The organism is Flintibacter sp. SJQ-8 (assembly GCF_054108085.1).
In genome coordinates this window covers 192,324-215,003 of sequence record NZ_JBPJWR010000008.1, presented here as the reverse complement: position 1 = coordinate 215,003, position 22,680 = coordinate 192,324, and the positions used below count along the sequence as shown (strand labels likewise).

Sequence of the window (22,680 nt, the reverse complement as noted above, 5' to 3'; positions counted from 1 at the left end):
TCTACCGGCAGCGCCCTCTCTTATTTTTAGTATAACATGATTTGGTAAAAAGTCAATCCTTCATTCGAAAAGAGAGCAGCTGAGTGCAGCTGCTCTCTCCCCCTCAGGTAACATAAAATGTGAATATTCTGTTATATCTCCCGGGAACTCGTTGACGGGGCTGTAAAATCCTTGTACAATAAACTTGTATGGTCTGATGACCGAATTACAGGATAAACGGAGGAATCCACACCATGGCAAAAAGAGAAGCCCCCTCCAGACGACTGGCTAAGCCGGACGGCGCGGCGGAGAAGGCCCCGTCCCGGAGTAATAATATGCAGAACACCCGGGCCCCCCGCAAGCGTCAGCCCCTCATCCGCAACGACGTGATCCGCTGCGAAAAGTGCGGGGAGGACTATTCCGTCACCTATAAGCGCTGCCCCTTCTGCGACGAGCGCCCGGGCCGCCCCGGCGTGGGCCACTCCGGCCGCCACCCGGTGCAGCTGGTGGGCCTTGTCATCTCCCTAGCCATTATCGCCGCGGCGGTGTTCATCGTCTTCACCTATGTCAGCCCCCTGATTTTCCACAACCAGGGCGGCACCAACCCCGGCGGGACCAGCTCCAGCCAGGGGGACACCTCCCTCACGCCCATTGACGGCTCCGCCTCCTCCGCCCAGGAGGAGCCCACCGTGCCGGTGAACTCCATCACTCTGAGCCGGACGGAGTTCACCCTCCAGGCCAACGAGCCCTATCCCATCACCGCCACCACCGACCCCGCCGACGTGACCGTGAAGTGGAGCAGCAGCGACACCTCTGTGGCCATTGTGGACGAGGACGGCACCGTGACCAACGTCAACAGCAGCGACAGCCTGCTGAAGGTGACCATCACTGCCACCGCCGGGGACAAGACGGCGGAGTGCATCGTCTATTGCCGGGGCGGCTCCACCCCCGCCCCCGGGACGGTCACTACCCCCAGCGACAATAACTCCACCGGCGGCAGCACCACCACGCCCAGCGTCACCGTCCCCAGCGCCACCGGCACCCTGACGGCCAACAAAGAGGCCACCATCGTCAACGCCGGCGACGGCCTGAACATCCGCTCCGGCCCCGGCTCTCAGTATGACATCGTGGCCAGCGCGGAGAACGGCTCTACCGTGGTCGTCCTGGAGCAGTCCGGCGACTGGACGAAGATCAACTACGGCAACGGCAAGACCGGCTACGTAGCCAGCGCGTATTTGCAAATGAAATAATCATCAAAAAAGACGGTTGCCGCTGGTGAACTGCACCCCATTTGTTAGACAGTATGGTATACTATCTAACAAGTGGGGTGTTTTGCTATGCCAAAAGGAGTACCAAACAAACGATATACGCCGGAATTCAAAAAACTGGTGATTGAAACCATGCAGAAAGAGAAATTGAGTTACAGCGAAACCTGCCGTAGATTTGAGGTAAACAGTAGAGATCGAATCAAATCATGGGAGCGAATCTACCTGGAAGAAGGGCCGGAAGGGTTAGCCATCGAACGGCGTGGCCGCAGCAGTAAGGGTCGTCCGCCAAAGCAGCTGCCGAAGCAGGTGGAAGAAGATCTGCTGGCCGAAGTGCAGCGACTGCGTGCGGAGAACGATTACCTAAAAAACTTGCAAGCCTTGGTTTTGGAAGACGAGCGACGCCAGCGCAGAAAACGCTGGTAGTTCAGAAGCTAAGGCAAAAACACGCACTCAGTATTCTGCTCTCAATCGCTCAGCTGCCCCGTGCAACTTTCTACTATCATTTGAAGCAGATGCAGAGAGAAGACAAATATGCATCTGTTAAGGAAGAAATCGCAGCAATTTACCACGAAAACAGGGGCCGGTACGGCTATCGCCGGATCACGGCAGAACTTCGCAAGCGTAAATTCTCTGTGAACCACAAGACTGTCCAGCGGCTCATGAAGAAGCTGGGCTTAGTTTGTCGTGTCAGGATGAAAAAATATCGTTCCTACAAGGGAGAAGTAGGCAAAATTGCACCAAATTTGCTAAATCGGGATTTTCATGTCGAAAAGCCGAATCAGAAATGGGTCACGGATGTGACGGAGTTCAGCCTGTTTGGAGAGAAGCTCTATCTGTCCCCGATTCTCGATCTGTGCAGCAGCGATCTGGTCAGTTACACCATATCGGATCGTCCTGTACTCAGCATGGTAACCACCATGCTGGACGAGGCGTTTGCAAAGATCCCGGCCGGAACAAACCTGATTCTCCATTCTGACCAGGGCTGGCAGTACCAACACAAACAATACCAACAGATGCTCCGGGAGAAAGGTGTTCGCCAGAGCATGAGCCGGAAAGGAAACTGTCTGGACAACGCCGTGATAGAGAATTTCTTCGGCTTACTCAAAAGTGAACTGCTGTATTTGCAGGAGTTCCGCTCCATGGAACACTTCAAACTGGAACTGATCGAATATCTGGATTACTACAACAACCGCCGCATCAAGGCAAAGCTAAAGGGCTTGCCGCCTGCAATTCACAGACAGCAAGCCCTTTCGGCTGCTTGAACAATTTTTACTTCAAAATATTGTCTAACTTTTGGGGGTCACTTCACTGGCAACCGTCTTTTTTGCAAAACCGGCCTTCTGGCCGGCGGTGCGAGTGCGCCGTAAATTCATTTTGCCGCGCAAAATGAATTGCGCAGGGGCGGCTTTGCCGACCCCGAGCATTGAAATAAACCTACGGAATCCAAAAATGGACATTTGCAAAAAGCAAATGTCCATTTTTGGAGCTGATGGTGGGAATCGAACCCACAACCTTCTCATTACGAGTGAGATGCTCTGCCATTGAGCCACATCAGCATAATATTCATAATTAAGTTTATTATAGCGGGAAATGCCCCGCTCGTCAAGACGGAATTTCTGTCCCCCTGCCCTGCCCGCAAAAGTGGGGCTATACTTTTCCCTGTGAAAATGATAGAATAAATTATAAATTTCTGTTGAAACGGGACACAGGAGGGGCACATATGGTCATTTCTGGCTTTGAGGAGCTAAAGGGGCGGCTGGGGGATATTTCCCCCGTCCCGGCGGTGGTGGCGGCGGCCAACGACAGACATACGCTGCAGGCGGTGTTCGCCGCCAGCCGGGACGGCGTCATTCGGCCTATTCTGGTGGGGGAGCGGACCGGGCTGAACGACCTGGCCCGGGAGCTGGGGCACCCTCTGTCCCCGGAGCAGATCGTGGACGGGGACGGCCCGGAGGACTGCGCGTCCAAGGCCGTGGCCCTCATCCGCCAGGGCCGGGGCCGGATGCTGGTGAAGGGGATGCTGCCCACCCGCACCATGCTCCGGGCGGTGGTGGACCACGAGACAGGCATCCGCACCGGGGAACTCATGTCCCACGTGGCGGTGCTGGATGTGCCCAGCTATCCCAAGCTCATCTTCGACACCGACGGCGGCATGAACGTGGCCCCCTCCCTGGCGGAGAAGGGGCACATTCTGGACAACGCCCTCCAGCTGTGCCGCTTCCTGGGCTATGACTGCCCCAAGGTGGGGGTGCTGTGCGCAGTGGAGACCGTCTCCCCCAACATGCCGGAGACCCAGGACGCCGCCGCGTTAAAGGCCGAGGCCCAGACCGGGCGCTTCGGCTCCTGCCTGGTAGAGGGCCCCATCTCCCTGGACCTGGCTTTAGATCCCCAGGCCGCCATCGAGAAAGACTTCCACAGCCCGGTGGCCGGGGACGCGGACGTCCTGCTCTGCCCCTCCATCGCCGTGGGCAACGTGCTGGGTAAGGCCCTGTACGGCCCCGCCGGGGGCCAGATGGCCGGGGTGGTCATGGGGGCGTCGGTCCCCGTGGTAGTCAACTCCCGGGGGGCCACCGCCCAGGAGAAATATTGGTCCCTGCTGCTGTGCGCGGCCCTGGCGGACCGGAAAGAGGTGCAATGACCATGGCTCAGCTGATCTTAGTCCTGAACCCCGGCTCCACCAGTACGAAAGCCGCCGTGTACCAGGACGAACGCCCCCTGCTCTCCCGCAGCATCGTCCACACCAACCAGGATCTGGCCCCCTACCCCACCCTGTACGACCAGCTGGATTATCGGGTGTCCCTGGTGCGCAGCTGGCTGGCCCAGGAGGGCTTTGACTTAAAGCGCCTGGCCGCTGTGGTTGGCCGGGGCGGCATCATCCCCAACATCGTGGCCGGGGGCTATCAGGTGGACGCGGGCCTGCTGGACTGCCTGCGGCACCACACGGTGTTTGACCACGCCTCCAACCTGGGCGGACTGATGGCGGCGGCCTTCGCCCAGCCGCTGAATATCCCCGCTTTTATTTACGACGCCGTCACCAGCGACGAGCTGCTGCCCGAGGCCCGGGTCACCGGCTTTCGGGAGGTGACCCGCACCAGCTTCTGCCACGTGCTCAACGCCCGGGCCACCGCCCACAAATACGCCCAGGCCATGGGCCGGACCTATGAGGACATGAATCTGGTGGTGGCGCACTTAGGCGGCGGCATCTCCATCTCCGCCCACAGCCACGGGCGGATCATCGACTCCGTGTCAGACGACGCCGGGCCCTTTTCCCCTGACCGGGCGGGGAGCCTGAACACTGCAGTACGTGGTGGAGCTGTGCTACTCCGGGCGGTATACCAAGGCCGAGATGATGAGGAAGATCCGGGGGGAGGGCGGCATGTCCGCCCTGCTGGGCACCCACGACGCCCGGGAGATCGAGCGGCGGATTCAAGCCGGGGACGAGCACGCCGCCCTGGTCTATCGGGCCCAGGCGCTCCAGATCGCCAAGGGCGTGGGCATCATGCTGGGCTGCTTTCAGGAGCTCATCGACGCCGTCATCCTCACCGGCGGCCTGGCCCACTCCAAAATGCTCACCGACATGGTGGTGGGCTATCTCCACGACCTGTGCCGCATCGTGATCCTGCCCGGGGAGAACGAGATGGAGGCCCTGGCCCTGGGCGCCCTGCGGATGCTCCGGGGAGAGGAGCCCATCCACACCTATTACCCCGTGTGCCCCCTGCCGGCGCGGTGAGAAAAGCAAAACGGGCGGCATCTGCCGCCCGTCTGCTTTGGAGCATGAAATAACCGGTATCAGTAGACAAGTCTGCCCCTCGTGCCGGTTTTACATCCGCTCGCTTACATCTGCTTTGACAACAAAAAGAGGTGATCGTCCTGAATTCAGCCGCTTGGCGATCACTTTCCCGGCACGTTGAGAGCCTGTCCGCTGTTGTCTATTATTGTACACTTTTCCTATAATTTGTCAAGTATTATCTTTAAAATTCTTTCCTTGCTTGCCAAATTCTACATATCGTGCTATAATGGCTTCGGCGCATCGGATATGCGCTGGCGCTGCCGGTATACGACAGGCGGGTAGTCCCCTCATTCGCATTGTCCTTTGAGGAGGCCACACTTCTTTTGTACCTCCTCCACTACATCGGAGGGGGGTGATGCAGATGGTCACGTATTCTGATCTCATTCAGATCGGCATCTTGGTCGTGGGTATCATTAACCTGTTCCTTAGTAACAGCAAAAAGAAGTAACCGCCACAAGCCCAGCACGCTTGGCGGTTACTTCTTTAAGTAATCTCCGAGGGGCTCCCGTCTACCGGCAGCGCCTCCCCTTATCATCAGTATAACATGATATGGAAAAAAGTCAATCCCCCGGATGGGGGATTATTTTTTTACGGAATCCTCCAGTCATCGCCTGCGGCGATGCCAGCCCCCTTTCACAAGGGGGCCTGATGATGCGCAACAACAGCCTCCCTTGTTAAAGGCCGATTCCCCTTGTCAAGGGGAAATGTCCCGAAGGGACAAAAGGGATAGGGCTAGGTGGCACGGGCGAAGCCCGTGACGGAAGGATTCTTCCCCATGTCTTGCCAATTCCGACATAATATGCTATAATATCCCTGGCGCATCGGATATGCGCTGGCGCTGCCAGTACACGGTAGGCGGGAGGCCCCTCTTTCGGGAGGAGGCCACACTTCTTTTGTACCTCCTCCACTACATCGGAGGGGGGTGATGCAGATGGTCACGTATTCTGATCTCATTCAGATCGGCATTCTGGTCGTGGGTATCATTAACCTGTTCCTTAGTAACAGCAAAAAGAAGTAACCGCCTAAAGCTCCCCAGCTAACGGTTACTTCTTTAAGTAATCCGAGGGGCTCCCGTCTACCGGCAGCGCCTCCCCTTACCCTCAGTATAACATGATATGGAAAAAAGTCAATCCCCCGGATGGGGGATTATTTTTTTGCCTGGGAAGCCCTCTCCGCCCCCTGCGGGGGCACCTCCCCCAAGGGGGGAGGCAAGGGTCGGTGGGGTCCACTCAGCCCCAGCTTGGCTCCCCCTGTGGGGGAGCTGTCAGCGAAGCTGACTGAGAGGGAAAAAGCGCCCCTCCTCGCGGAGGGGCGCTCTTTTTGGCGTTTGCCTAGTCAGTGCTCAGACAGAGGTCTGATTACTTGACGTCGGGCACCACGACGATGATGCAGGTGGCCGAGGAGTATCGTCGGAGTCGTCATCGACGGTCACAACGTACACACCGGTCAGGTCCTTGTTGTCGGCACCAGCATCGTTGTCCCAAGTCTCGATATCGCCGAGATTGTCGGTGACAGTCAGAGTGTCCACATCGCCGGACTGCTTCTGGTTGATAACGATAACAGTGGTCTTGCTGTCATAGGCGAAGGTCTGACGGTTATCGGTGAAGGTGGCATCCTCGCCAGCCTTATCGTTAGCCTTCAGGTCGATGGCCTTGTTCAGGGTCAGAACACCGTTCTTGGCGGCAGTGGCGTACACGTCAACAGTCTTGCCATCACCGATAGCACCCTTGATGGCGAACAGGCAGCTGCTCAGAGTCTGGACATAGTCATCATCGGTGTAGTCCTTGATCAGGTACAGGCCCTTGGTGGCAGGAACAACACTCTTGCTGATGGCATACAGATCGGTGATCTTCTCGCCCTTCACGTCATAGGCGTCGGTGAAACGATACACGGTCTTGTTGTCCTTGTCCTTGACAGCCTCAACACCCAGGCCCTTCAGGATGATGAAGTCATCATCGTTGGCGGAGCCGGAGAAGTTGCCATAGATGAACACGATCTCAGCCACGTTGTCGCTGTTGTAAACAGCCTTCACGGAGGCGTTGGTCTTGTTGGACACATTCTTGTAACCGGTCCAAGTCTTGTTGTTCTTCACGTCAACAAAGACGGTCTGGCTGTCGGTCACGATGTTGCTACCACCCTCGCCAGTGATAGAGGGGTTCTTGTTGGAGATCTTAGCGGCGGTCAGAGCCTTCACGTCGGAAGCATTGACCTCCTCCAGATCATAGCTGGAGCCCTCAGTATACTTGTAGATCTTCTCGGCATCGATGTTGTTCTTGCTATCCTTGTTGCCGTTGGTCCACACAACATCCTCGGTGACTTCCTTACCGTCCACGGTGTGGGTCAGCTGATCCAGGTCAACGGTCTTCTGAGTGCCGTCGAAGAAGACGACCTTGGCGGACACGTCGGTCTGGAAGGAGTTGTCCAGGGACTTGATGAACAGGTAATCCTCAGCAGTGCTGGTCTTGCCCTCGAAGGCGACCACATAGCCGTAGGCGTCCAGATACAGGGTAGCATCCTTGTTCACGGAAGGATTGTCGTTCTTCTGGCTGTCCTCCAGGTTGTACACGCCGGAGCCAATGAAGTTGGCATCGTCCTTATCGCCAGTGTAGGCGTAGTTATAGGTGTAGCTGGTACCGTCGATAGCGGTGTAGTCAGCGTCCTTCTGAGCGGAGACCTTACCGGCAACGGTCTTGGCCTTAGCCATGGTCTCGATCTCGCCGGACTGGGAAGAAGCAGTGTACACGACCACGTCGTCCTTGGCGAACTTCACGTCGGTAGTGAACTTGGTGTCGGGGGTCAGGGTGGTCAGAGTGGTGGTCTTGCCGTCATCACTCTTGGTGGTGTCAACGACCTTGGTCTTGAAGGAGACAGTGACCTCGTAGGTGCCCTTGGTGGAGTCCTCAGTAACCTTAGTGACCTTGGCCACGCCGGTGTCAATCAGGGAGACAACAGCGGTCTTCTTGTCGGAGTCCACGAACACCTGGGTCAGAACGCCCTCGCCGGAGGTCAGGACACGCTCAGAACTGGTCTTGGTGCTCTTGCTGATAGTAAACGCATAGTCACGGCCAGCGTGGCTGGTAATCTCGCCATCAGCACGGACATCAGAAGCCAGTTCAGCGCCGTTACGATACACGGTCCACTTGTAGTTGTCGTAGGCATCGGAGCCAGCGGCATTGTACAGGGCCTTGTTGGTGACCTTGGCGGTCCACTCGCCGTCAGCGGAGTCGGCGTACTTGCCGATCTCGGTGGACTTGTAGGTCCAGGTGCTGCCGGGACGGCCGAAGTTGTCGCCGTTGTCGGCCTTCTTCAGGTCGCCGCTGTACAGCTTCTCGCCCAGCTCCACGATGGAGCCCTTGGTGGCGTTGGTGGAAGAGGTGGCCTCACGGTCATCAATGGCAGTGGCATAGCTCTTGGAGCTGGTGATGTAGTTGTAGCTCACCTTGCCAGCCTGAACGGTAGCACCGCCAGCAGAGACGTTGATGGTGTTGTCGTCAGCCTCAACGGTACCGGCCTCCAGGGCGTTCAGCACCAGCTGAGCCAGGTCGTTGCGGGTCATGGCGTCGCGCACGCCGGAGTCCACATCGTCGAACAGGTCGATCTTACCGGCCTGCTTGATGACGGCGAACTGCCAGTCGCTGTCAAAGTCGGACTGATACTGGAAGTAGCCCAGGGCCTTCATCAGCATCAGAGCGGCCTGGCTGGTGGTGACGGTGTCGCTGCCGCCGTAGGTGGTCTTGGTGTAACCGGAAGTGATGCCGTTGTTCCAGCAGGCGGCCACATAGGGCTCAGCCCAGGAGGGGACATCGGTGAAGGGAGAGGTGCCGGCGTAGGTGGCGGCGCGGTAGTCCATCAGGTTGGACATGACCACGGCCATCTCGTTACGGGTCACCTTCTGGTCAGGGTTAAAGTTGCCGTTCTCGTCGCCGACCATAATGCCGACGGCCTGGAGAACCTCGATGGCTTCCTGGTTCTGCTTGGAAGTCACGTCAGTGTAGCTCGCGCCGGTGCCGACAACGGTCATGCCCAGAACCATGACAGAAGCCAGAGCCAGGCTGAGAGCCCGCTTCAGATTTCTCATTTCGGAATTCCTCCTTGTAGAATATTGCGTTGCGTCAGAGCCGCACCACCGACTCCTTCGCTACGATGGCATTCTACCAAACCCAAAATCCAAAGTCAAGCGTGCCAAAGCAGATGTAACAAAGGTGTAACATTGGGGTAACTTTGTTACAGAGGGACGAGGGATGCGGAATCCCTCAGTCATCGCCTGCGGCGATGCCAGCCCCCTTTCACAAGGGGGCCTATTGGTGCAGGACATCAGCCCCCCTTGTCAAAGGGGGGACACCGCCGAAGGCGGAGGGGGGATTCCGTCCCACCGACCCCCTTGCCTCCCCCCTCGGGGGAGGTGCCCCCGCAGGGGGAGGAGAGGGCCCGCATCCCCCGTCCTGTCATTGCGAGGAGGGCGAAGCCCGACGTGACGATCCGTAACCCCCGTCCCCCTTGCCTCCCCCTCCGGGGGAGGTGCCCCGCAGGGACGGAGAGGGCTGCCCCCAAATTTTTTCATCTTAGGGATTGACAAATCCTTCCTGATAATTTACAATAAACCCCAGGAACACGGCAGCGGTATTAAGCCGCCCCTGGCCATGACCCGTTGCCCTGTTCCCTGTATGATCCAACCCATCATTACAGGAAACCCTCGGGCTCCTCCCCGGGGGTTTTGTTATTTTTATTGTTACTTTCGGTCCTTGTAATCAGGGGGACGGTTCCTGTGATTAGGCACTAATCATAGGAACCGTCCCCCTGATTACTGTCTTATTTAAGGTAAAACATTCGTCTCCAGCTCACTCCAGTTCATCCCCGCGCTCTCCAGCGCTTCCCAGGACGCGAACTGCTCCTCCAGCTCCCCCCAGGTGAGAAAGCGGTAAAACCACTCGATCTCCACCTGGGGCGGCACGATCTCCTGGATGATCTGCTTCAGCCGGTCGATCTGCGCCGGGACGCCCACCACGCCGGGAAAGCGCACCCGCACCCGGCCCACGCCCGTCTCGGTGCACTCCGCCGCCACGCCGCAGCCCACAATGGTGTCGTTGATGGCCTCGGGGGTAAAGCTGTCGTCCCCGATGCGCAGCAGAGCCGCCAGGGCCTGGCCCAGCCCCTCCTCTGTCTCCGCCGCCGGGCGGTGGAGCAGCAGCGCCGCCAGCCCCTCCAGCCCCCAGCTCCGGGCCGTCAGCAGGCTGCTCTCCCGCTCCACCTCTTCCAGCGCGCCAAAGGCCCCGTCCAGGGCCTCCCCCGCCGCCACCTGGGCGAAGGTATAGCCCTCTTTGGGCTTCAGCTGCAAATACATGGTCACCGTAGAGAGGGTGGGCGCTTTCACCTGCACCTCCACGGCGATCTCCCGGCGGGACTGAAGGTGGTCCGTCAACTGCGCCAAAAGCGCCTCGTCCGGCACCCCCGCCCGGGTGGCCGCGATCACGTCTACCGTGCCGATGCCTCTGGGGCGAGGAATGACGCTGGCCGCCGCGATCTGGGGGAAGGACAGGGCCTCCCGCTGATAAAAGGCGGCGTTGGCCCCGTTGGGCAGTCGGCGGAAGCTGTCCATCACCCGCTCCCGCAGGCCCTCGTCCGTCTCCCGGTCCGCCCCGCCGGTGCATGGCTCCGGGTTGGTGCAGGCGGCCACCCCCGCCGGAGCCACCGCCATGACCACCACGCTCCCGGCGGCCACGTTTCCCGCGCTGCCCGCCTCCGCCGCCTGGGCGGGCACGTCCGCCGTCAGCTCTCCCGGCTGAATAGTGCCCTCCTCCGTGGTCTCAAACCGCACCCGGCCCGCCGTCATGCACACTGTGCCCACAGGGATGGTCCGGGCCGCGTCCGCCGTCTCCCCCGCCGTAAAGCGAATGACCCCCGTGGCCGGGGCGGCCTCCTTCCGGGTGATGCCCCGCAGCTGGGCGTGGCGGTCCAAAAACTCCCCCTCCGCCGTCTGGGGCAGCACCTGCCGTCCCGCCCAGTCCGCCTGGACATACAGGCTGTACACCTGGGCCGCCACCGCATACAGCCGCGCCGCTAGGTCGCAGCCCTCCGCCGGGCGCATCCCCGTCCGCTGGGCAAAACAGTCCAGCATCTCCCCATAGATCTCCTCAACGCTCTTCATGCCCTTCCCCCTTTCTCACACCGCCGCCGTCACCGTCAGCGGTTGGCCCTTCCACTCCAGGCTCACCGTCACCTCCGCGCCCTCCTCCGTCTCCCGCCAGACCACGTCCGTCACGCTCAGGTCGGTCTCCTCCTCCAATGCCTGGGCCACATACCGGGCGCACAGCGTCTGCCGCGCCCCCGGTTTCTCCCGGATCACCTCGTGCAGGCGGCTGCCCAGCCCGGGCAGGAAGGGCATGGCCCCCCGCCGCGCCGTCAGGCGGAACAGCACCCGGGCCAGCACCTCCTCCGCCCCGTCGTTCTCCTTCAGGCCCCCGGCCCCGTCGGGCACATAGTCCCCGTCTATCAACGTCCGCTCCACGCCATCCGCTCCTCTCAGCCTTGTACCATCTCGCTCAGCACCTGATAGACCACCGACCGGATATAGTCCCCGATCTCCGTGCCGCCCACCTTCACCGTGCCGTATAAGTTCACGCCATCCCGGCCCGCCAGAACGCCGCCTCCGCCGCCGGGTGCCGCCAGCCGCACCTCTCCCGGGGCCAATGTCCCGGCCCCCTGCTGCACCCGTCCAATGACGCAGGGCTGCTCCCCCGCCGCCCCCGTCTTCAGCACCAGGACTTTGTCTCCCGCCGCCGGACGCCAGGTCACCCCGCCGGGGCTGTACACCGGCAGCTGCCGCCGCTCGCCCCCCAGGCTCACACCAGCCGGGTCGCCGCCCAGGGTCACCACGCCCAGCTCCGCCGCCGGTTCCCCCTGCTCCCGCCGCATATCCCGTTCCGATATCCACATGCTCCTCACCTCAAACTACGAAATCCGGCGGGGCCAGCTCCAGTCGGGTCCAATATCCCCGGCTGTCCATCCCCACCGTGCTCTGGGCCACCCGATACAGCCCGTTCCGGTCCCAGCCGCTGCGCTGCACCCGCACCAGCTCCCCCGGCCAGGCGGAGAAGGCCTCCCCGATCTCCACCTCCAGCCGGATGCGCTCCCCCTTGGCCCGCTCCAGCTGAAACTTGCCCGTGTACCGCATGGTCTGGAAATTGCTCCGCCCCGGCATGGTCATCACCCGTCGGGCCATGCCCCCCTGGGCGATAAATTCCCCGTCGCTCACCGTCTCCGTCTGGCCGCTGTACCGGTCCCGCACCAGCACCTGGGACAAAACGCCATACCGCCGGTCCCGATAGACAAGCTCCGTCACCGCCGTCCCGTCCCCGATCAGCCGCTCCGCCCTCTCCGGCCAGCCCGTCAGCACCAGCCGCCCCTCCCGGTCAAACCGCGGGGCCACCCCGCCATAATACCGGGCAAAGTCATATACCACCGACCACTCGCTGCTTCCCGTGGCCACGGAAAAGGGGCTCACCGGCGGCAGCTTCGCCCCTGCCGCCGCCTGAATGCCATATGGCCGCACGTGGTCCCGCAGGATGTCCTCCAGCGTCGCCGTGCCATAGTCCTGGCCCAGCGCCTCGTTGTCCAGCAGCAGGGCGGCCATCCCCCGGCCAGACAGCTCCAGCACGCTGCCGTTTCCCGACTGCTCCACCTGGCACTCGTCCACCACCCCGGTGAATACCCGCTCCCCCCCGTGCTCGGCCCAAAACCGGGACCACTCCCCCGGCTTCGTCCCGCTGCCTGCCTCCCAGGGGCAGCGCATCCAAAAGCTGTCGCAGGGCGTCCCGGCGGTATACTCCATCCGCCAGGCCGTGGGCTGGGGCAGCAGCCACTGCCGCCCGGCTGTGTCCGTCACATACCCTCTCACCCCACTCTCACCTCGTCTCCCACGTGGATGAGATTGGGGTTTTTGATCTGGGGATTCATGGCGATGAGCTTGACCAGACTCAGGTCATACTTTTTCGCGATGGCCCACAGGCTCTCCCCCTTCACCACCCGGTGATACACCGGCCCGGCGGCTGTCCCGCCGCTCTCCCCGCTCTGCGCCCCCGCCGTCTGGGCCGCCAGACCGGTATACCAGCTGTCGTCCTCCCAAAAGGCAAAGGAATAGCGCACATAGTCCGGCCTGGGCTCCTGCTCCAGCCGCAGGGAGACGAAATAGGCGTTGGCCGTCTGCCACAGGGGGTGGACCAGCAGCCCCGGCCCGTCCTCATAGAACACGTTGGCCAGCTTTCCGAACTGAGCATAGGCGTCCGGCCCCACAAACTCCCCCTCCCCCTCCATGATCCGGTTGGTCCGCCCCAGGTCCTGCAAGTGGAACAGCCCGAAGGGCGTCTTGTTCACCGCCATCTTCCGCTCATAGTCGATGGAATACACCCTGGGATTGTGGGGCCAGGTATAGCCCTTATACCGCATGGGCGATAGCGTCATCTTCTCTCCTCCTCGTCAATACAGGAAAAAGCCCCCGTCATACCGGCGGCTGTCCCGCTGAAAGATCCGGTCCAGGTTTCGGGCCTGCTCCCGCTCCGCCGCCGGGTCCTGCCCTCTGGCAAAGGCCCCCGTCCGGCCCGTCTCCGGGATGGTCCCGTCCCAAAACGCCGGGGCATTTCTCCCGTTCCCCACCCCCGGCTGTCCCCAGGTGAGACCTCCGGCTCTCCCGGCCTGCCAGCTCTCCCCTCTGGCTTTTGCGGCCAACAGGTCCGCCCGCTCCCCCTGGGCACTGTCCAGGACCCGGTCCAGCCGCGCCGTCTCCTCCAACAGGGGCAGCGTCTCCTCCGCCGTCCGGCCTTCTTCCGCCGGGAGAGGCTCGCTCTCTGCCGTCTTCCCCGGTCCGCCGTCCAGATCAGACCGAGCCATCTTCTCAGCCCCTGACGGGCCAGCCACGCCGCCGCTCTCCCCAGCAGCGGCGGCAGAGGTCAGCGCGGCGGCCAGCCGCCTTCTCTGCTCTTCCAAAGCGTCCGCCTGGCCGCTCTCCTGCTCCAGATAGTCGATCATTCGCCGCCCTCCTTCAAGCGGCGGAACCGCTCCAGGTCAAAGGCGGGATTGCTCCCGCCCTCCCCCGGCTGTCCCGCGTCCTCGGGCCTGCCGCACACAGGGCACCGGGCCTGCTCCGCCTTTGCCCGGCAGTCGGGGCACAGCCGACCCAGTTCCTCCTCCCGGTCCAAAAGCCCGTTGGCCAGACACCACAGATAGTCCCGGTCCTTCATCTCCCTGGCCCGCGCCTCGGTTGGCAGGGCGTGAAACTCCCTCAGCACCCGCCACCGCAGCCGTTCTCCCGGGTCACTGCGGAGTTTTTTTTTACGTTCTCCAGCTCCTCCTCCGTCACGTTCAGCCCCGGGTCGCTCTCCCGGCGGAGCACAGACCACCGGGCGGCCAGACTGCCGATCTCCTCCACGGTCAGCCCGGCCAGCACCGCCCGTCCGTCCGAAAAAACAGGACTTTCGTCCTCTTCCCGCTCCAGGGCCCGGGCCAGCAGGCAGGCGTTGGAGCACAATGCCCGCTCCCGGTCCTCCCCCGCCAGCTCCCCCGCCTCCCGGCGGGTCTGGAGCACCTCCAGGGCAGACAGCAGCCGCAGCGCCATCCCATTGCCCAGGCTCACCCGCTCCCGCTGGGCCAAGATGGAACCCTCCATGCTCACACCTCCGTCACGATCCGTCGGGAGGCCACCAGCGTCACCTTCTCCAGCACCATGCTGCCCAGGGTGGCGCTCTCCTGAATGCTGCTCCACTGACAGTTGGAATAGATGATCTTCCGGTCCGGCTTACACACCACCAGGGAGAAGCCGCTCAAACTGTAAAAGTCGATGCCGTCCCGAATGGCCTCGTCGGTGGCATACAGCCGGGTCAGCTCCACCACGTGGCTGGTCTGCCCCTCGATGGTGGCCACCGGCTCGGCCTCGCCAAAGGCCTCCACCGCCGTGCTGCTCTTGCTGGCCTTGGCGGAATAGCTCTGCACCACGGCCACCCTGGTGCCGTCCACCTCCAGATAAATGTCGCTGCTGGTGGGAAATCCAGTCATACCCGCTTCACGCTCCCCTCTCTCAAACGGTGATGTGGGCCGTCAGCCAGATCTGATTCAGCCCGTGGGCCACGGTAAAGGAAAAGTCCACCAGACACCGGGCCGGGTCCTGGCTGTCCGCCGTCACCGTCACATTCTCATACCCGGTGATGATCTCCCGGGCTTTCTTGTTCTCCAGCTCCAGCACCACCTGGGCCCGGATGGCTCCCCGGCTCTGGGCCGTGTTCTTGGCCCGCTGGAATTTGGCCCGCAGGGCCCGGCGCAGGGTGGGGATCACGTCGTCCACGATGCGGATGGTGGTCAAGTCCCGCCAGGTGGCGTCTGCCGCCTCCCCCGTGGTGGTCCGGGTGGTCACGCCCCGCACCACGACCATGGTCCCCGCCAGACTCTCCACCGGGGTCACGCCGCCTAAGATCAGCCGGTCCATCTCCCCGTCGTTATACCGCCCGCTCAGACCACACAGGCCAGTGAGCACCGCCCCGCCCAGGGGCACGGCGGGGTCGCTCTCCCCGGCAATGGCTCCGGCCACCGCCGCCGCCACGCCTAAGCCGTCCGTATTCTCCCCGCTCTTGTCCACGCCGCCGGGGGCCACCAGCACCACCCGCTCATGATTCAGCGCCTTGGCCCGGGCGATCAGCTCATCCACCGTCTCCTCCGCCCCACCGGCGGCCACGGCGATGCGCTCCCGCCGGTTGGCCGAGGCCGTCTCCACGCTCTCCTTCATGGCCTTCTGCACGTCCCCGTCCGTGCTGTCACAGATCACCGCCGTGACGTCCTCCAGCCCCTCCAGGGCGGCAAAGCCGTCGCCATAGCCCTCGCCGCTGGCAATGGGCACCGCCGCCACAGAACCGGCCCCGTTTTTCAGGGCCAGGCGGATCAGCTCGGCCATGGTCCCCTGACCAAAGGCGTTCACCGCCCCGTCATAGCTGGTCACGATCTTCACCTCGTTGGCCGTGGCCTTGGTGTTCACCGCCACCAGGCCCACCTGCTTGCCCCCGCCGCTGCCGCTGACCACAGAAGAGGCATCATACGCGGAATAGACCCCCGGTCTCTGATGTACCGTCACATTCATCCTTTCAATCCACCTCGCACTTCAATTTCCGAAAATGCCGCCGCAGGCTCCTCTTCCCCGGTGAGACAGACCACGCACACCGCCCGCACGCTCCGCCGCAGCAGCCGCGCCTTGCTGTCGTGCTCCGTCTCCCCGCAGGAAAACTCCCGGATGCTCACGCCCTCCGGCCCGCCCCGGACCAAGGCCCTGGCCAGGCGGAACAGGGCCGTCTCCATGGCCGCCCCCTCCGTCTCCTCCGGGGCATACAGGTCCAGTCCCAAGGTCAGCTCCGCCTTCCGGCCATACAGCTCCGTCCACTGTCCGCTGTCCCGGTCAAACCGCTCCCCCAGATAGTCCTGAAAGCCCGCCGGGCCCACCTGACACTTTCTCACGCTCACCACCGCCGTGGGCCGGGTCAGCCGCTCCCGCTCCCGGCCTGTCCAGGCGGTCATGGCCGCCGCTCCCCGGGCGGTGAGATAGTCCGCCATGGCCTTGGGGATATGCTCCAGTTCCAGTTCAGCTCCCCCTCTCCTCGTCCATGGGCCGCAGGACCCCCTGCCAGAACAGCCCCGGCCCGATGCTGTGGGCCGCCTGCACCATATAGCGCTCCTGGCCCAGGTCTACCCGTCCTCCCTCCTCCAGGGGGACCGTTCCCGGGCCCAGATACAAAAACTTGTCCTCCCGCCGCAGCCCCAGGGGGGATGGGACCCGCTGGTCCTCCCCCCGCTCCGCCAAAGGCTGAACAAAAGCCCGGGTCTCCGCGCCCTCGTCTCCGCTCTTGGGGAAGACGATAACGTTCTGGCCATACCGGGCCAGGATCGCCCGCCAGTGCCTGGCCAGTCCGGCCATTTTTTCAGCCATCAGCCCGGCACCCCCCGGAACACAAATCCCGTCTGCCCCAGCCAGGGGGCCATCAGCCGAAGGGCCTGCTGCCGCAGTCCGCTCCTGCCGCCGCTCTCCCCGCGCAGCTGCATGGACAGCTCCCCGGCAGTAAAGCCGCTGATCTGCCCGCCCCCCTGGGCCGCCTCCAGTCCGTCCATGGCCAGCATGGCCGCCGCCAATGCGAAGCTCCTGCCGCAGTCCTCCGGTTTTACCCCCCGGCGCAGCAGGTGCTCCAGCTCTGCGCTGGCCCCTTCGATCAGGGGGAGGAGCAGGACGTCCTGCTCCTCCCCCGCCCCCATGGCCCTGCACAGCGCCAGGATGTCCTCCCTCATTTCTTGACCTCCAGCACCCGGCTGGCGTCCTTGAACACCTTGGCAAAGCCGCTGATGGTGGTCACGGCGGCCCGCTCCAGCTGCCGGTCGATGAGCTTGTCATACTCCACCGTCACGTCGCTGCCCTGCACCATCTCCAGGGCAAATCGCTTGTCCAGACCGATGGCCGTGCCCGCAGGCAGGACAGAGGTCCGCAGCAGATTGGCCCCCAAGGGGGTGGTCAGCTTGCCCGTGCCCTGGAAATTCAGGCCGGTGAGGGGATTCTGAAACTCGCTGAGCTTCAGCAGCTTCACCATCACGTCGCCAGACACCAGCAGGGCGTTCATCTCATAGGGGTCAAACTTGGCCCAAAAGTCCACCAGGTCGTCATAGGTCAGCTTGCCCTGGGCGGCGGTGGTGAACACGCTGGCGGCGTTACCGTTGCCGTCCCCGTTTTTCAGCACGTCCACCGCGTCCTCCAGCTGGGCCCGGGCGATGTGGGCGCCGATCTGCCGCAGGGTGACAGAGAATAGGTCCAGCTTCTGATAGCGCACCGCCTCATAGCTGGCCACCAGCATTCTGCCCCGCTTGTGCAGCTTCACCAGATTAGACTGCACCTGAATGGTGGTGGCGGGGATGGCCGCGCCCTCCTCCACGTGGCGCAGCTGCTTGCTGTCGCCTCCGGCCTCGGCGGTGATGGAGCGATAGTCCATGCCGTCAAAGCGGGTCACGGCGGCGGTGATGTGGGGCAGGATGTCCCCCTCCTCCATGCCCTGGCGCACCGAGCGGGCGATGTACTCCGGGAACAGCACGGCGGAGTCGGCGGTGCGGAAAAACTTCTCCACCACGTCGCTGCCCGCGCCCTTCACCTTGATATCAAAGCGCTTCAGCTGCCGCTGAAAGGCGTCCAGCCCCTCCAGACTGGTGCCCTTATACTGCTCGCTGGGGTCCTGCCGCTCCAGCACCTGGCTAAAGCTGCGGCCCGCCTCCTGATACATGCCCTTGTCCAGCTTCAGGTTGTCATAAGAAAAAGCCATTCGTTCCCTCTCCTTTCCCGTTTACAGACAGATCACGGCGCTACCGTCATCCTTCACATCCGCCACCAGCACCGTCACACCGTCGGTCTCCGCCCTCTTCACGCCGCCGTCGCCGTCCCCGGCCAGCTCCGCCCAGCCCACGGTCAGGGTGTCCGCCGTCTTCACCGTGACAAAGCCCTTCACCTGCACGGCGGCCAGACCAGCCCTGGGCTCCAGGGCCACGCCGCAAAAGGCGTCGCCTGCGGAGCAGGGGCCCACCTGACCGTTGCCCGTCAGCTTCACCACCTGGCCGCCCTTCACGCCGCTGTCGGCCAGAAAAGTAGCCACCACGCTGCCGATGTCCTCAAACGAGATCTTGCTCATACCTGCGTTTCCTCCTTCAATTTCCTGTTTTTATGCTCATCCGCCCACCGGGCGGGTTCTGCTCTCAGATCAAAAAGGCCCCGTCCCGGCCCGTCTCTTTCTGCTCCCGCTCCTCATATCGCAGCTGGGGAAACAGAGGATAGCGCTCCGCCGCCTTCTGCTCCCAGGCCTTCTCCACCTGCTCCAGCTCCTCCGGGGACAGGGGGGCAACCAGCCGCTCCAGGGCCGCCTTGTCCAGCCCCAGTCCGGCCAGCAGACCGAAGCGCACCGCCTCTCTTCTGGCCCGCTCCCCGCTCTTCCGGCCCAGCAGAGCCTCCCGCTCCAGCCGTTCCAGCTCTCCGGCGCACTCCGGGTGCCCCTCCGCCAGGGCCTTCAGGGTATGAAAGCGCCCCTCCATGCCCTTCACGATGCCAGCCGCCGGCTGGGCGGGCACCGCCACAAAGGAAAACTCATAGGCGTCGCTGGCCCCCATCAGCCGGGTAAAGCACAGCGCCCCGTCATACCGCTCCCCCTTCTTGTGGCCGCAGTCGCCATTTCGCCTGTCCGCCCCGCAGATGGAGCACTCACTGCGCTCCACCGCGCAGCCCACGCTCACCTCTTTCTTGATGCCCCCCTCGATCTCCGCGATCAGGTCCCGGTTGCTCTCGGTGCGCATCATATAGGCATAGCCCTTCAGCCAGCAATAGCCGTCCCCGGCCTTTGTCAATTTTTCCGGCTCCCGCACCAGCTCCGTGCGATAGATCCGGGCCGCCTGGCCCTTGGCCGACCACTGGTGGTCAAAAATGCCGCACTTGCCCACAAACAGTCCCGCCAGCTCCTCCAGGGTCTCCGGTTCAAACCGCTCTCCGTCCCGGTCCACCTCATTGTCACACAGCCGCACAGAAAAGGCATACACCTCCTCCGCCGTCAGCTCCCGCCGGGCCAGCCGATTGATCTGCTCCAGCTCCTCCGGTCCCAGCCGGGTCTCCTCCCCGGCCTGAGACGCCTTGGTCACGCGCATAGGCTCCGCTCCCTCCTTCTGTTTTTTAAGTTTTCCGATCCCCCAGCCGGATCTTCTCCGCCTGGGCACGATACAGCTCCGCCTTGGCCTCCTCCACAATGTCCTGAAGATTGATGTCCTCCCAGTCGATCTTCACGCCGCCGCCAAACCCGTGGAGGCGCACCCAAAGCTCGCCGATGCGCTCCAACGCCGGCTCCACGCTGCGGCGGATGGCGGTGATCTCGCTGGTCAGCAGGTCGGCCTGCTGGGTGCTCATCCGCTCGGTGGACGACCAGGACAGCCCCAGCATAAAGGGCGGGATGCCCGTCCGGGCCACCAGCTGCTCCAGGATCTGCCGCACCGGCACCTGGCTGTCCAGAATGGGGCCGTCCGCTCCGATGACCTTCACATCCACGTCGCCCACGGCCACAAAGTCCCGCACCTGTCCGGCCCGGCCCGCCTGCATGGCCTCTGACCACTCCCCGGCGATCTGCCGACACCGCTCCTGGGCAAAGGCCCCCTCGTCCTCCCCCGGCTTACACACCACCGCAAAGCGCAGGTTGCCCGCCCGCTCCCAGTTCTGTCCCGTGGCCTGAAAGATCTTCAGCAGAATGCCCGCCAAAAAGGGCATAGACCGCAGCATAGACACCCCGCAGGGACAGTCCCCCGTGGGCTGAAGGGGGGTAAACAGCAGCAGCTCCTGCCAGGGCAGCTCTTTCGGCTCCCCCGCCTGACGCAGGCACAGCTTAAAGTCCAGGGGGTTGTCCCCCCGCTTGGCCTCCACCTGCTCCGGGTCGGCGCACAGCACCGCCGCGATGTCCCGCCCGTCCCCGGTGAGGACGATCTCCCCCAATGCGTGGCCGCAGGTGAACAGGTCGTCCAGATACCGGTCCAAAAAGGCCTGGATGCCCCGCTGTCCCCAGCCGATGTTCACCTTCTGAAAAAACTCCTCCAGCCCCGCCTGGGCCGCTTTATCCTCCGCAATCACTTTCACGCCGCCGCACAGCCGCACCAGCTTCCAGATGGCCGCGTCCAGCAGGGGCACCCCCTCCCGGATGGCCCGGTACAGTGCCACCTCCCCGGTCCCCAAGGGGGTATACCGGTCCAGCACGCCGAAGGGATGGCCCTCCCCCTGGCGCACCTGCACCACCGGGGCCGCCCCCCGCCGCTTCTTCCGCTCCCACCACTTCAAAGTGTGACCTCCTCCATTCTCCGTCTTTGCGTCCTTTGGCCCCCTTGTGAAAGGGGGCTGGCATCGCAAAAACTCATCACTCCTACTTCCTAACTCCTAACTCCTCAAAATCTCCCTCTCTCCACGCACCCGGCATACACGCCCCCGCTCTTTCCCTCCGCCACCGTGGCGGCGAAATAGCGGATCTCGTCCATGGCGTGGTCGTTCTCTTTTCTCACCCGATCCTGTCCGTCCCCCTGCTCCTCCCAGCGATACAGGGCAAACTCCCGGATGGCATCGCCGCATCCCGGGCAGATCACCAGTTTTCCCGCCTTCAAAAGCCGGGCCGTCAGGCGGATGCCGGATAGCACCCGGTTGTCCGCCCGGCGCACCCGCCAGCCCCGCCGCCGCAATGTCTCGATAAAGCTGGCCGCCGCCGGGTCCACGATCACCGCCCGGATGTCCCGGCCTCCGGCCAGCCCGGCCAGGGCATCGGCATACTCCTCGTCCGTCTTTTGCCGGTGTCTCTTCCGTGCGTCGTAGTAAAATTCCGCCGTGCGGTACCAAACGCCGTCCTTCCTCCCCCACAGGCCCATGGACGTGGGGTTCACCGTGCCATAGTCGCAGGAGATATACCACTCCTCCAGCCCCTCCGGGGCGGTGTGCACAAAGCTCTCGTCAAAAAAGTCATACACCAGACCCTCCGCGGCCACCCACTCCCCCAGCACGAACCGGCGGTAAAAGGTCCCCTGAAACATGGTCCGATACCGCTCCAGCATCTGGGGGGACAGCCCTGGGTTGTCCTCCATGGAGAAGGGGATGCGCAGCGCCCCCTTCTCCTCCGCCTTTAAGATCCACTCCTGATAAAACCAGTGGGCGGGGGACTCCGGGTTGCAGGAGAACCAAAGCCTGCTCCCGCTCACCGAGCACCGGGCCGCCGCCTGTTCCACAAAGGACCTGGGCATCAGCGCCACCTCGTCCAGCAGCGCCCCCGCCAGGGTCAGCCCCTGAATCAGGGCCGCCGACCCCTCGTCCTTGCCGCCGAACAGATAAAACGTGTTCTTCCGCCTGCCCAGCCGCACCTCCAGCAGATTTTGGGACGTCTTCTGTCTGCACCGAAAGCCCATCCCCTCCAGCAGGGGCAGCAGCTCCTCCAGCAGATTCCGCCGCACCGACACGATGGTCCGCCCGCACAGGGCAAACCGCCTGTTCTGAAAGCGCTGCATGGCCCAGCAGAAAAAGGACAGCCCCGTACACAGCGTCTTGCCGCTGCGCACCGCCCCGTCACAGATGATGGCCTGCTTGTCCCGGTCCGGCGAGTCGGGCCGCCACCAGGTCAGCACCCTGCGCTGCTTGGGCGAAAACTCCATTCCTGTCTCACTTCCCCTCCTCCTGATGCTCCATGGCGCTTAAAAACCGGTCCACCTGGTCCTCCCCGCTGTGGTCGGCGGCGTCCAGCAGCCGCTCCAGCAGCCTGGCCCGGTCCGTGAATTTCAGCTCCACCACGCCGTTGCTCCCCCGCTTGAATTCCGTCAGGGCGTCTAAGTTCATGCCCTCCAGTCCGCCCCACTCCTCCGTGGGGAAGCAGGCCAGCTTCACCGCATCCTCCACCCCGGCGTTGGCCAGCTTCCACATCCTTCTGATGATCTGCTCCCGTCCGGGCGTCGCTCCCTTTGCCACCCTATCCCTCCTCACCCCTGCTTCCCAACCACAAAAAGTTGCACGTTCCCGTCCTCTTTTGCAAAAATTTCTTGAAATTTTTTGTTTCGACCTCTTTTTCCCGCCCCGTGGACTAATCTTGATAG

25 protein-coding genes, 1 tRNA gene and 1 pseudogene are annotated in these 22,680 nt (G+C 62.9%); 6 read left to right on the top strand and 21 right to left on the bottom strand.

The genetic code is table 11. The features are described from left to right. Nucleotides 1-233 precede the first annotated feature (233 nt). The 3 genes from ACSAMP_RS05920 (at nucleotide 234) to ACSAMP_RS05910 (ending at nucleotide 2,509) form a co-directional block, all read left to right on the top strand. Entirely contained in the window at nucleotides 234-1,229 is a 996-nt protein-coding gene (locus tag ACSAMP_RS05920) for an SH3 domain-containing protein (protein WP_457799811.1), read from the top strand. Between the two features lie 87 nt (nucleotides 1,230-1,316). Next, on the top strand, nucleotides 1,317-1,670 hold the full coding sequence (locus tag ACSAMP_RS05915; protein ID WP_457799214.1) for a transposase: 354 nt from the start codon (nucleotides 1,317-1,319) through the stop codon (nucleotides 1,668-1,670). Continuing rightward, nucleotides 1,664-2,509: an IS3 family transposase gene (locus tag ACSAMP_RS05910; protein WP_457799222.1), complete on the top strand. Its 846-nt coding sequence runs from the start codon at nucleotides 1,664-1,666 to the stop codon at nucleotides 2,507-2,509. The genes ACSAMP_RS05915 and ACSAMP_RS05910 overlap by 7 nt, the downstream gene beginning before the upstream one ends. A gap of 219 nt (nucleotides 2,510-2,728) precedes the next feature. Here the strand turns inward: ACSAMP_RS05910 and ACSAMP_RS05905 are convergent. Then, nucleotides 2,729-2,803 (bottom strand) — tRNA-Thr (locus tag ACSAMP_RS05905). Nucleotides 2,804-2,967: 164 nt separating this feature from the next. Between ACSAMP_RS05905 and ACSAMP_RS05900 the strand changes: the two genes are divergently transcribed. From ACSAMP_RS05900 to ACSAMP_RS05890, 3 genes and pseudogenes are all read left to right on the top strand, one after another. Next, entirely contained in the window at nucleotides 2,968-3,885 is a 918-nt protein-coding gene (locus tag ACSAMP_RS05900) for a phosphate acyltransferase (RefSeq protein WP_457799810.1), read from the top strand. Continuing rightward, nucleotides 3,882-4,484: pseudogene (locus ACSAMP_RS05895) on the top strand (butyrate kinase); the annotation flags it as partial. The gene ACSAMP_RS05900 and the pseudogene ACSAMP_RS05895, both read left to right, overlap by 4 nt. Before the next feature lie 67 nt (nucleotides 4,485-4,551). Continuing rightward, nucleotides 4,552-4,977, top strand: a complete 426-nt coding sequence (locus ACSAMP_RS05890; protein ID WP_457799809.1) for a hypothetical protein — start codon at nucleotides 4,552-4,554, stop codon at nucleotides 4,975-4,977. 1,402 nt (nucleotides 4,978-6,379) lie between these two features. Here ACSAMP_RS05890 and ACSAMP_RS05885 read toward each other — a convergent pair. The 20 genes from ACSAMP_RS05885 to ACSAMP_RS05790 all read right to left on the bottom strand — a co-directional run bounded on the left by ACSAMP_RS05885 (nucleotide 6,380) and on the right by ACSAMP_RS05790 (nucleotide 22,555). Next, entirely contained in the window at nucleotides 6,380-9,115 is a 2,736-nt protein-coding gene (locus ACSAMP_RS05885; protein ID WP_457799808.1) for an S-layer homology domain-containing protein, read from the bottom strand. 735 nt (nucleotides 9,116-9,850) lie between these two features. Then, nucleotides 9,851-11,182: a baseplate J/gp47 family protein gene (locus ACSAMP_RS05880; RefSeq protein WP_457799807.1), complete on the bottom strand. Its 1,332-nt coding sequence runs from the start codon at nucleotides 11,180-11,182 to the stop codon at nucleotides 9,851-9,853. Between the two features lie 15 nt (nucleotides 11,183-11,197). Further along, nucleotides 11,198-11,542: a hypothetical protein gene (locus ACSAMP_RS05875; protein ID WP_457799806.1), complete on the bottom strand. Its 345-nt coding sequence runs from the start codon at nucleotides 11,540-11,542 to the stop codon at nucleotides 11,198-11,200. A 14-nt stretch (nucleotides 11,543-11,556) separates the two neighbouring features. Continuing rightward, a complete protein-coding gene (locus tag ACSAMP_RS05870) occupies nucleotides 11,557-11,970 on the bottom strand; it encodes a hypothetical protein (RefSeq protein WP_457799805.1) in 414 nt (137 codons plus the stop codon). A gap of 10 nt (nucleotides 11,971-11,980) precedes the next feature. After that, on the bottom strand, nucleotides 11,981-12,919 hold the full coding sequence (locus ACSAMP_RS05865; protein ID WP_457799804.1) for a hypothetical protein: 939 nt from the start codon (nucleotides 12,917-12,919) through the stop codon (nucleotides 11,981-11,983). A gap of 8 nt (nucleotides 12,920-12,927) precedes the next feature. Beyond that, nucleotides 12,928-13,494: a LysM peptidoglycan-binding domain-containing protein gene (locus ACSAMP_RS05860; protein WP_457799803.1), complete on the bottom strand. Its 567-nt coding sequence runs from the start codon at nucleotides 13,492-13,494 to the stop codon at nucleotides 12,928-12,930. A 15-nt stretch (nucleotides 13,495-13,509) separates the two neighbouring features. Beyond that, complete coding sequence (locus tag ACSAMP_RS05855) at nucleotides 13,510-14,058, bottom strand: hypothetical protein (RefSeq protein ID WP_457799802.1); 549 nt, start codon at nucleotides 14,056-14,058, stop codon at nucleotides 13,510-13,512. Next, nucleotides 14,055-14,318 (bottom strand): molybdopterin oxidoreductase, encoded by a 264-nt coding sequence (locus tag ACSAMP_RS05850; protein WP_441796701.1) that lies wholly within the window; start codon nucleotides 14,316-14,318, stop codon nucleotides 14,055-14,057. Before ACSAMP_RS05850 ends, ACSAMP_RS05855 begins: the two co-directional genes overlap by 4 nt. Then, entirely contained in the window at nucleotides 14,312-14,695 is a 384-nt protein-coding gene (locus ACSAMP_RS05845; RefSeq protein ID WP_457799801.1) for a hypothetical protein, read from the bottom strand. Before ACSAMP_RS05845 ends, ACSAMP_RS05850 begins: the two co-directional genes overlap by 7 nt. A 2-nt stretch (nucleotides 14,696-14,697) precedes the next feature. Further along, the gene (locus ACSAMP_RS05840; RefSeq protein WP_441796703.1) at nucleotides 14,698-15,081 is read right to left on the bottom strand and encodes a hypothetical protein; all 384 of its coding nucleotides are present in this window, start codon (nucleotides 15,079-15,081) and stop codon (nucleotides 14,698-14,700) included. Nucleotides 15,082-15,103: 22 nt separating this feature from the next. Beyond that, on the bottom strand, nucleotides 15,104-16,153 hold the full coding sequence (locus ACSAMP_RS05835) for a phage tail sheath C-terminal domain-containing protein (protein WP_457799800.1): 1,050 nt from the start codon (nucleotides 16,151-16,153) through the stop codon (nucleotides 15,104-15,106). Continuing rightward, nucleotides 16,150-16,620 carry a hypothetical protein gene (locus tag ACSAMP_RS05830; RefSeq protein WP_441796705.1) on the bottom strand — a complete coding sequence of 157 codons (471 nt, stop codon included), beginning with the start codon at nucleotides 16,618-16,620 and terminating at the stop codon, nucleotides 16,150-16,152. Before ACSAMP_RS05830 ends, ACSAMP_RS05835 begins: the two co-directional genes overlap by 4 nt. A gap of 28 nt (nucleotides 16,621-16,648) precedes the next feature. Further along, complete coding sequence (locus ACSAMP_RS05825) at nucleotides 16,649-16,993, bottom strand: hypothetical protein (protein ID WP_457799799.1); 345 nt, start codon at nucleotides 16,991-16,993, stop codon at nucleotides 16,649-16,651. Continuing rightward, nucleotides 16,993-17,346 carry a hypothetical protein gene (locus ACSAMP_RS05820; protein ID WP_457799798.1) on the bottom strand — a complete coding sequence of 118 codons (354 nt, stop codon included), beginning with the start codon at nucleotides 17,344-17,346 and terminating at the stop codon, nucleotides 16,993-16,995. Before ACSAMP_RS05820 ends, ACSAMP_RS05825 begins: the two co-directional genes overlap by 1 nt. Then, entirely contained in the window at nucleotides 17,343-18,362 is a 1,020-nt protein-coding gene (locus tag ACSAMP_RS05815) for a phage major capsid protein (protein ID WP_457799797.1), read from the bottom strand. The genes ACSAMP_RS05820 and ACSAMP_RS05815 overlap by 4 nt, the downstream gene beginning before the upstream one ends. 21 nt (nucleotides 18,363-18,383) lie before the next feature. Further along, complete coding sequence (locus ACSAMP_RS05810; RefSeq protein ID WP_457799796.1) at nucleotides 18,384-18,725, bottom strand: hypothetical protein; 342 nt, start codon at nucleotides 18,723-18,725, stop codon at nucleotides 18,384-18,386. A gap of 64 nt (nucleotides 18,726-18,789) precedes the next feature. Continuing rightward, nucleotides 18,790-19,725 (bottom strand): hypothetical protein, encoded by a 936-nt coding sequence (locus ACSAMP_RS05805; RefSeq protein WP_441796710.1) that lies wholly within the window; start codon nucleotides 19,723-19,725, stop codon nucleotides 18,790-18,792. A 25-nt stretch (nucleotides 19,726-19,750) separates the two neighbouring features. After that, nucleotides 19,751-20,896 (bottom strand): serine/threonine protein phosphatase, encoded by a 1,146-nt coding sequence (locus ACSAMP_RS05800; protein WP_457799795.1) that lies wholly within the window; start codon nucleotides 20,894-20,896, stop codon nucleotides 19,751-19,753. A gap of 104 nt (nucleotides 20,897-21,000) precedes the next feature. Further along, entirely contained in the window at nucleotides 21,001-22,245 is a 1,245-nt protein-coding gene (locus tag ACSAMP_RS05795; protein WP_457799794.1) for a PBSX family phage terminase large subunit, read from the bottom strand. Between the two features lie 7 nt (nucleotides 22,246-22,252). Continuing rightward, nucleotides 22,253-22,555 carry an XRE family transcriptional regulator gene (locus ACSAMP_RS05790; protein ID WP_441796713.1) on the bottom strand — a complete coding sequence of 101 codons (303 nt, stop codon included), beginning with the start codon at nucleotides 22,553-22,555 and terminating at the stop codon, nucleotides 22,253-22,255. Nucleotides 22,556-22,680 lie beyond the last annotated feature (125 nt).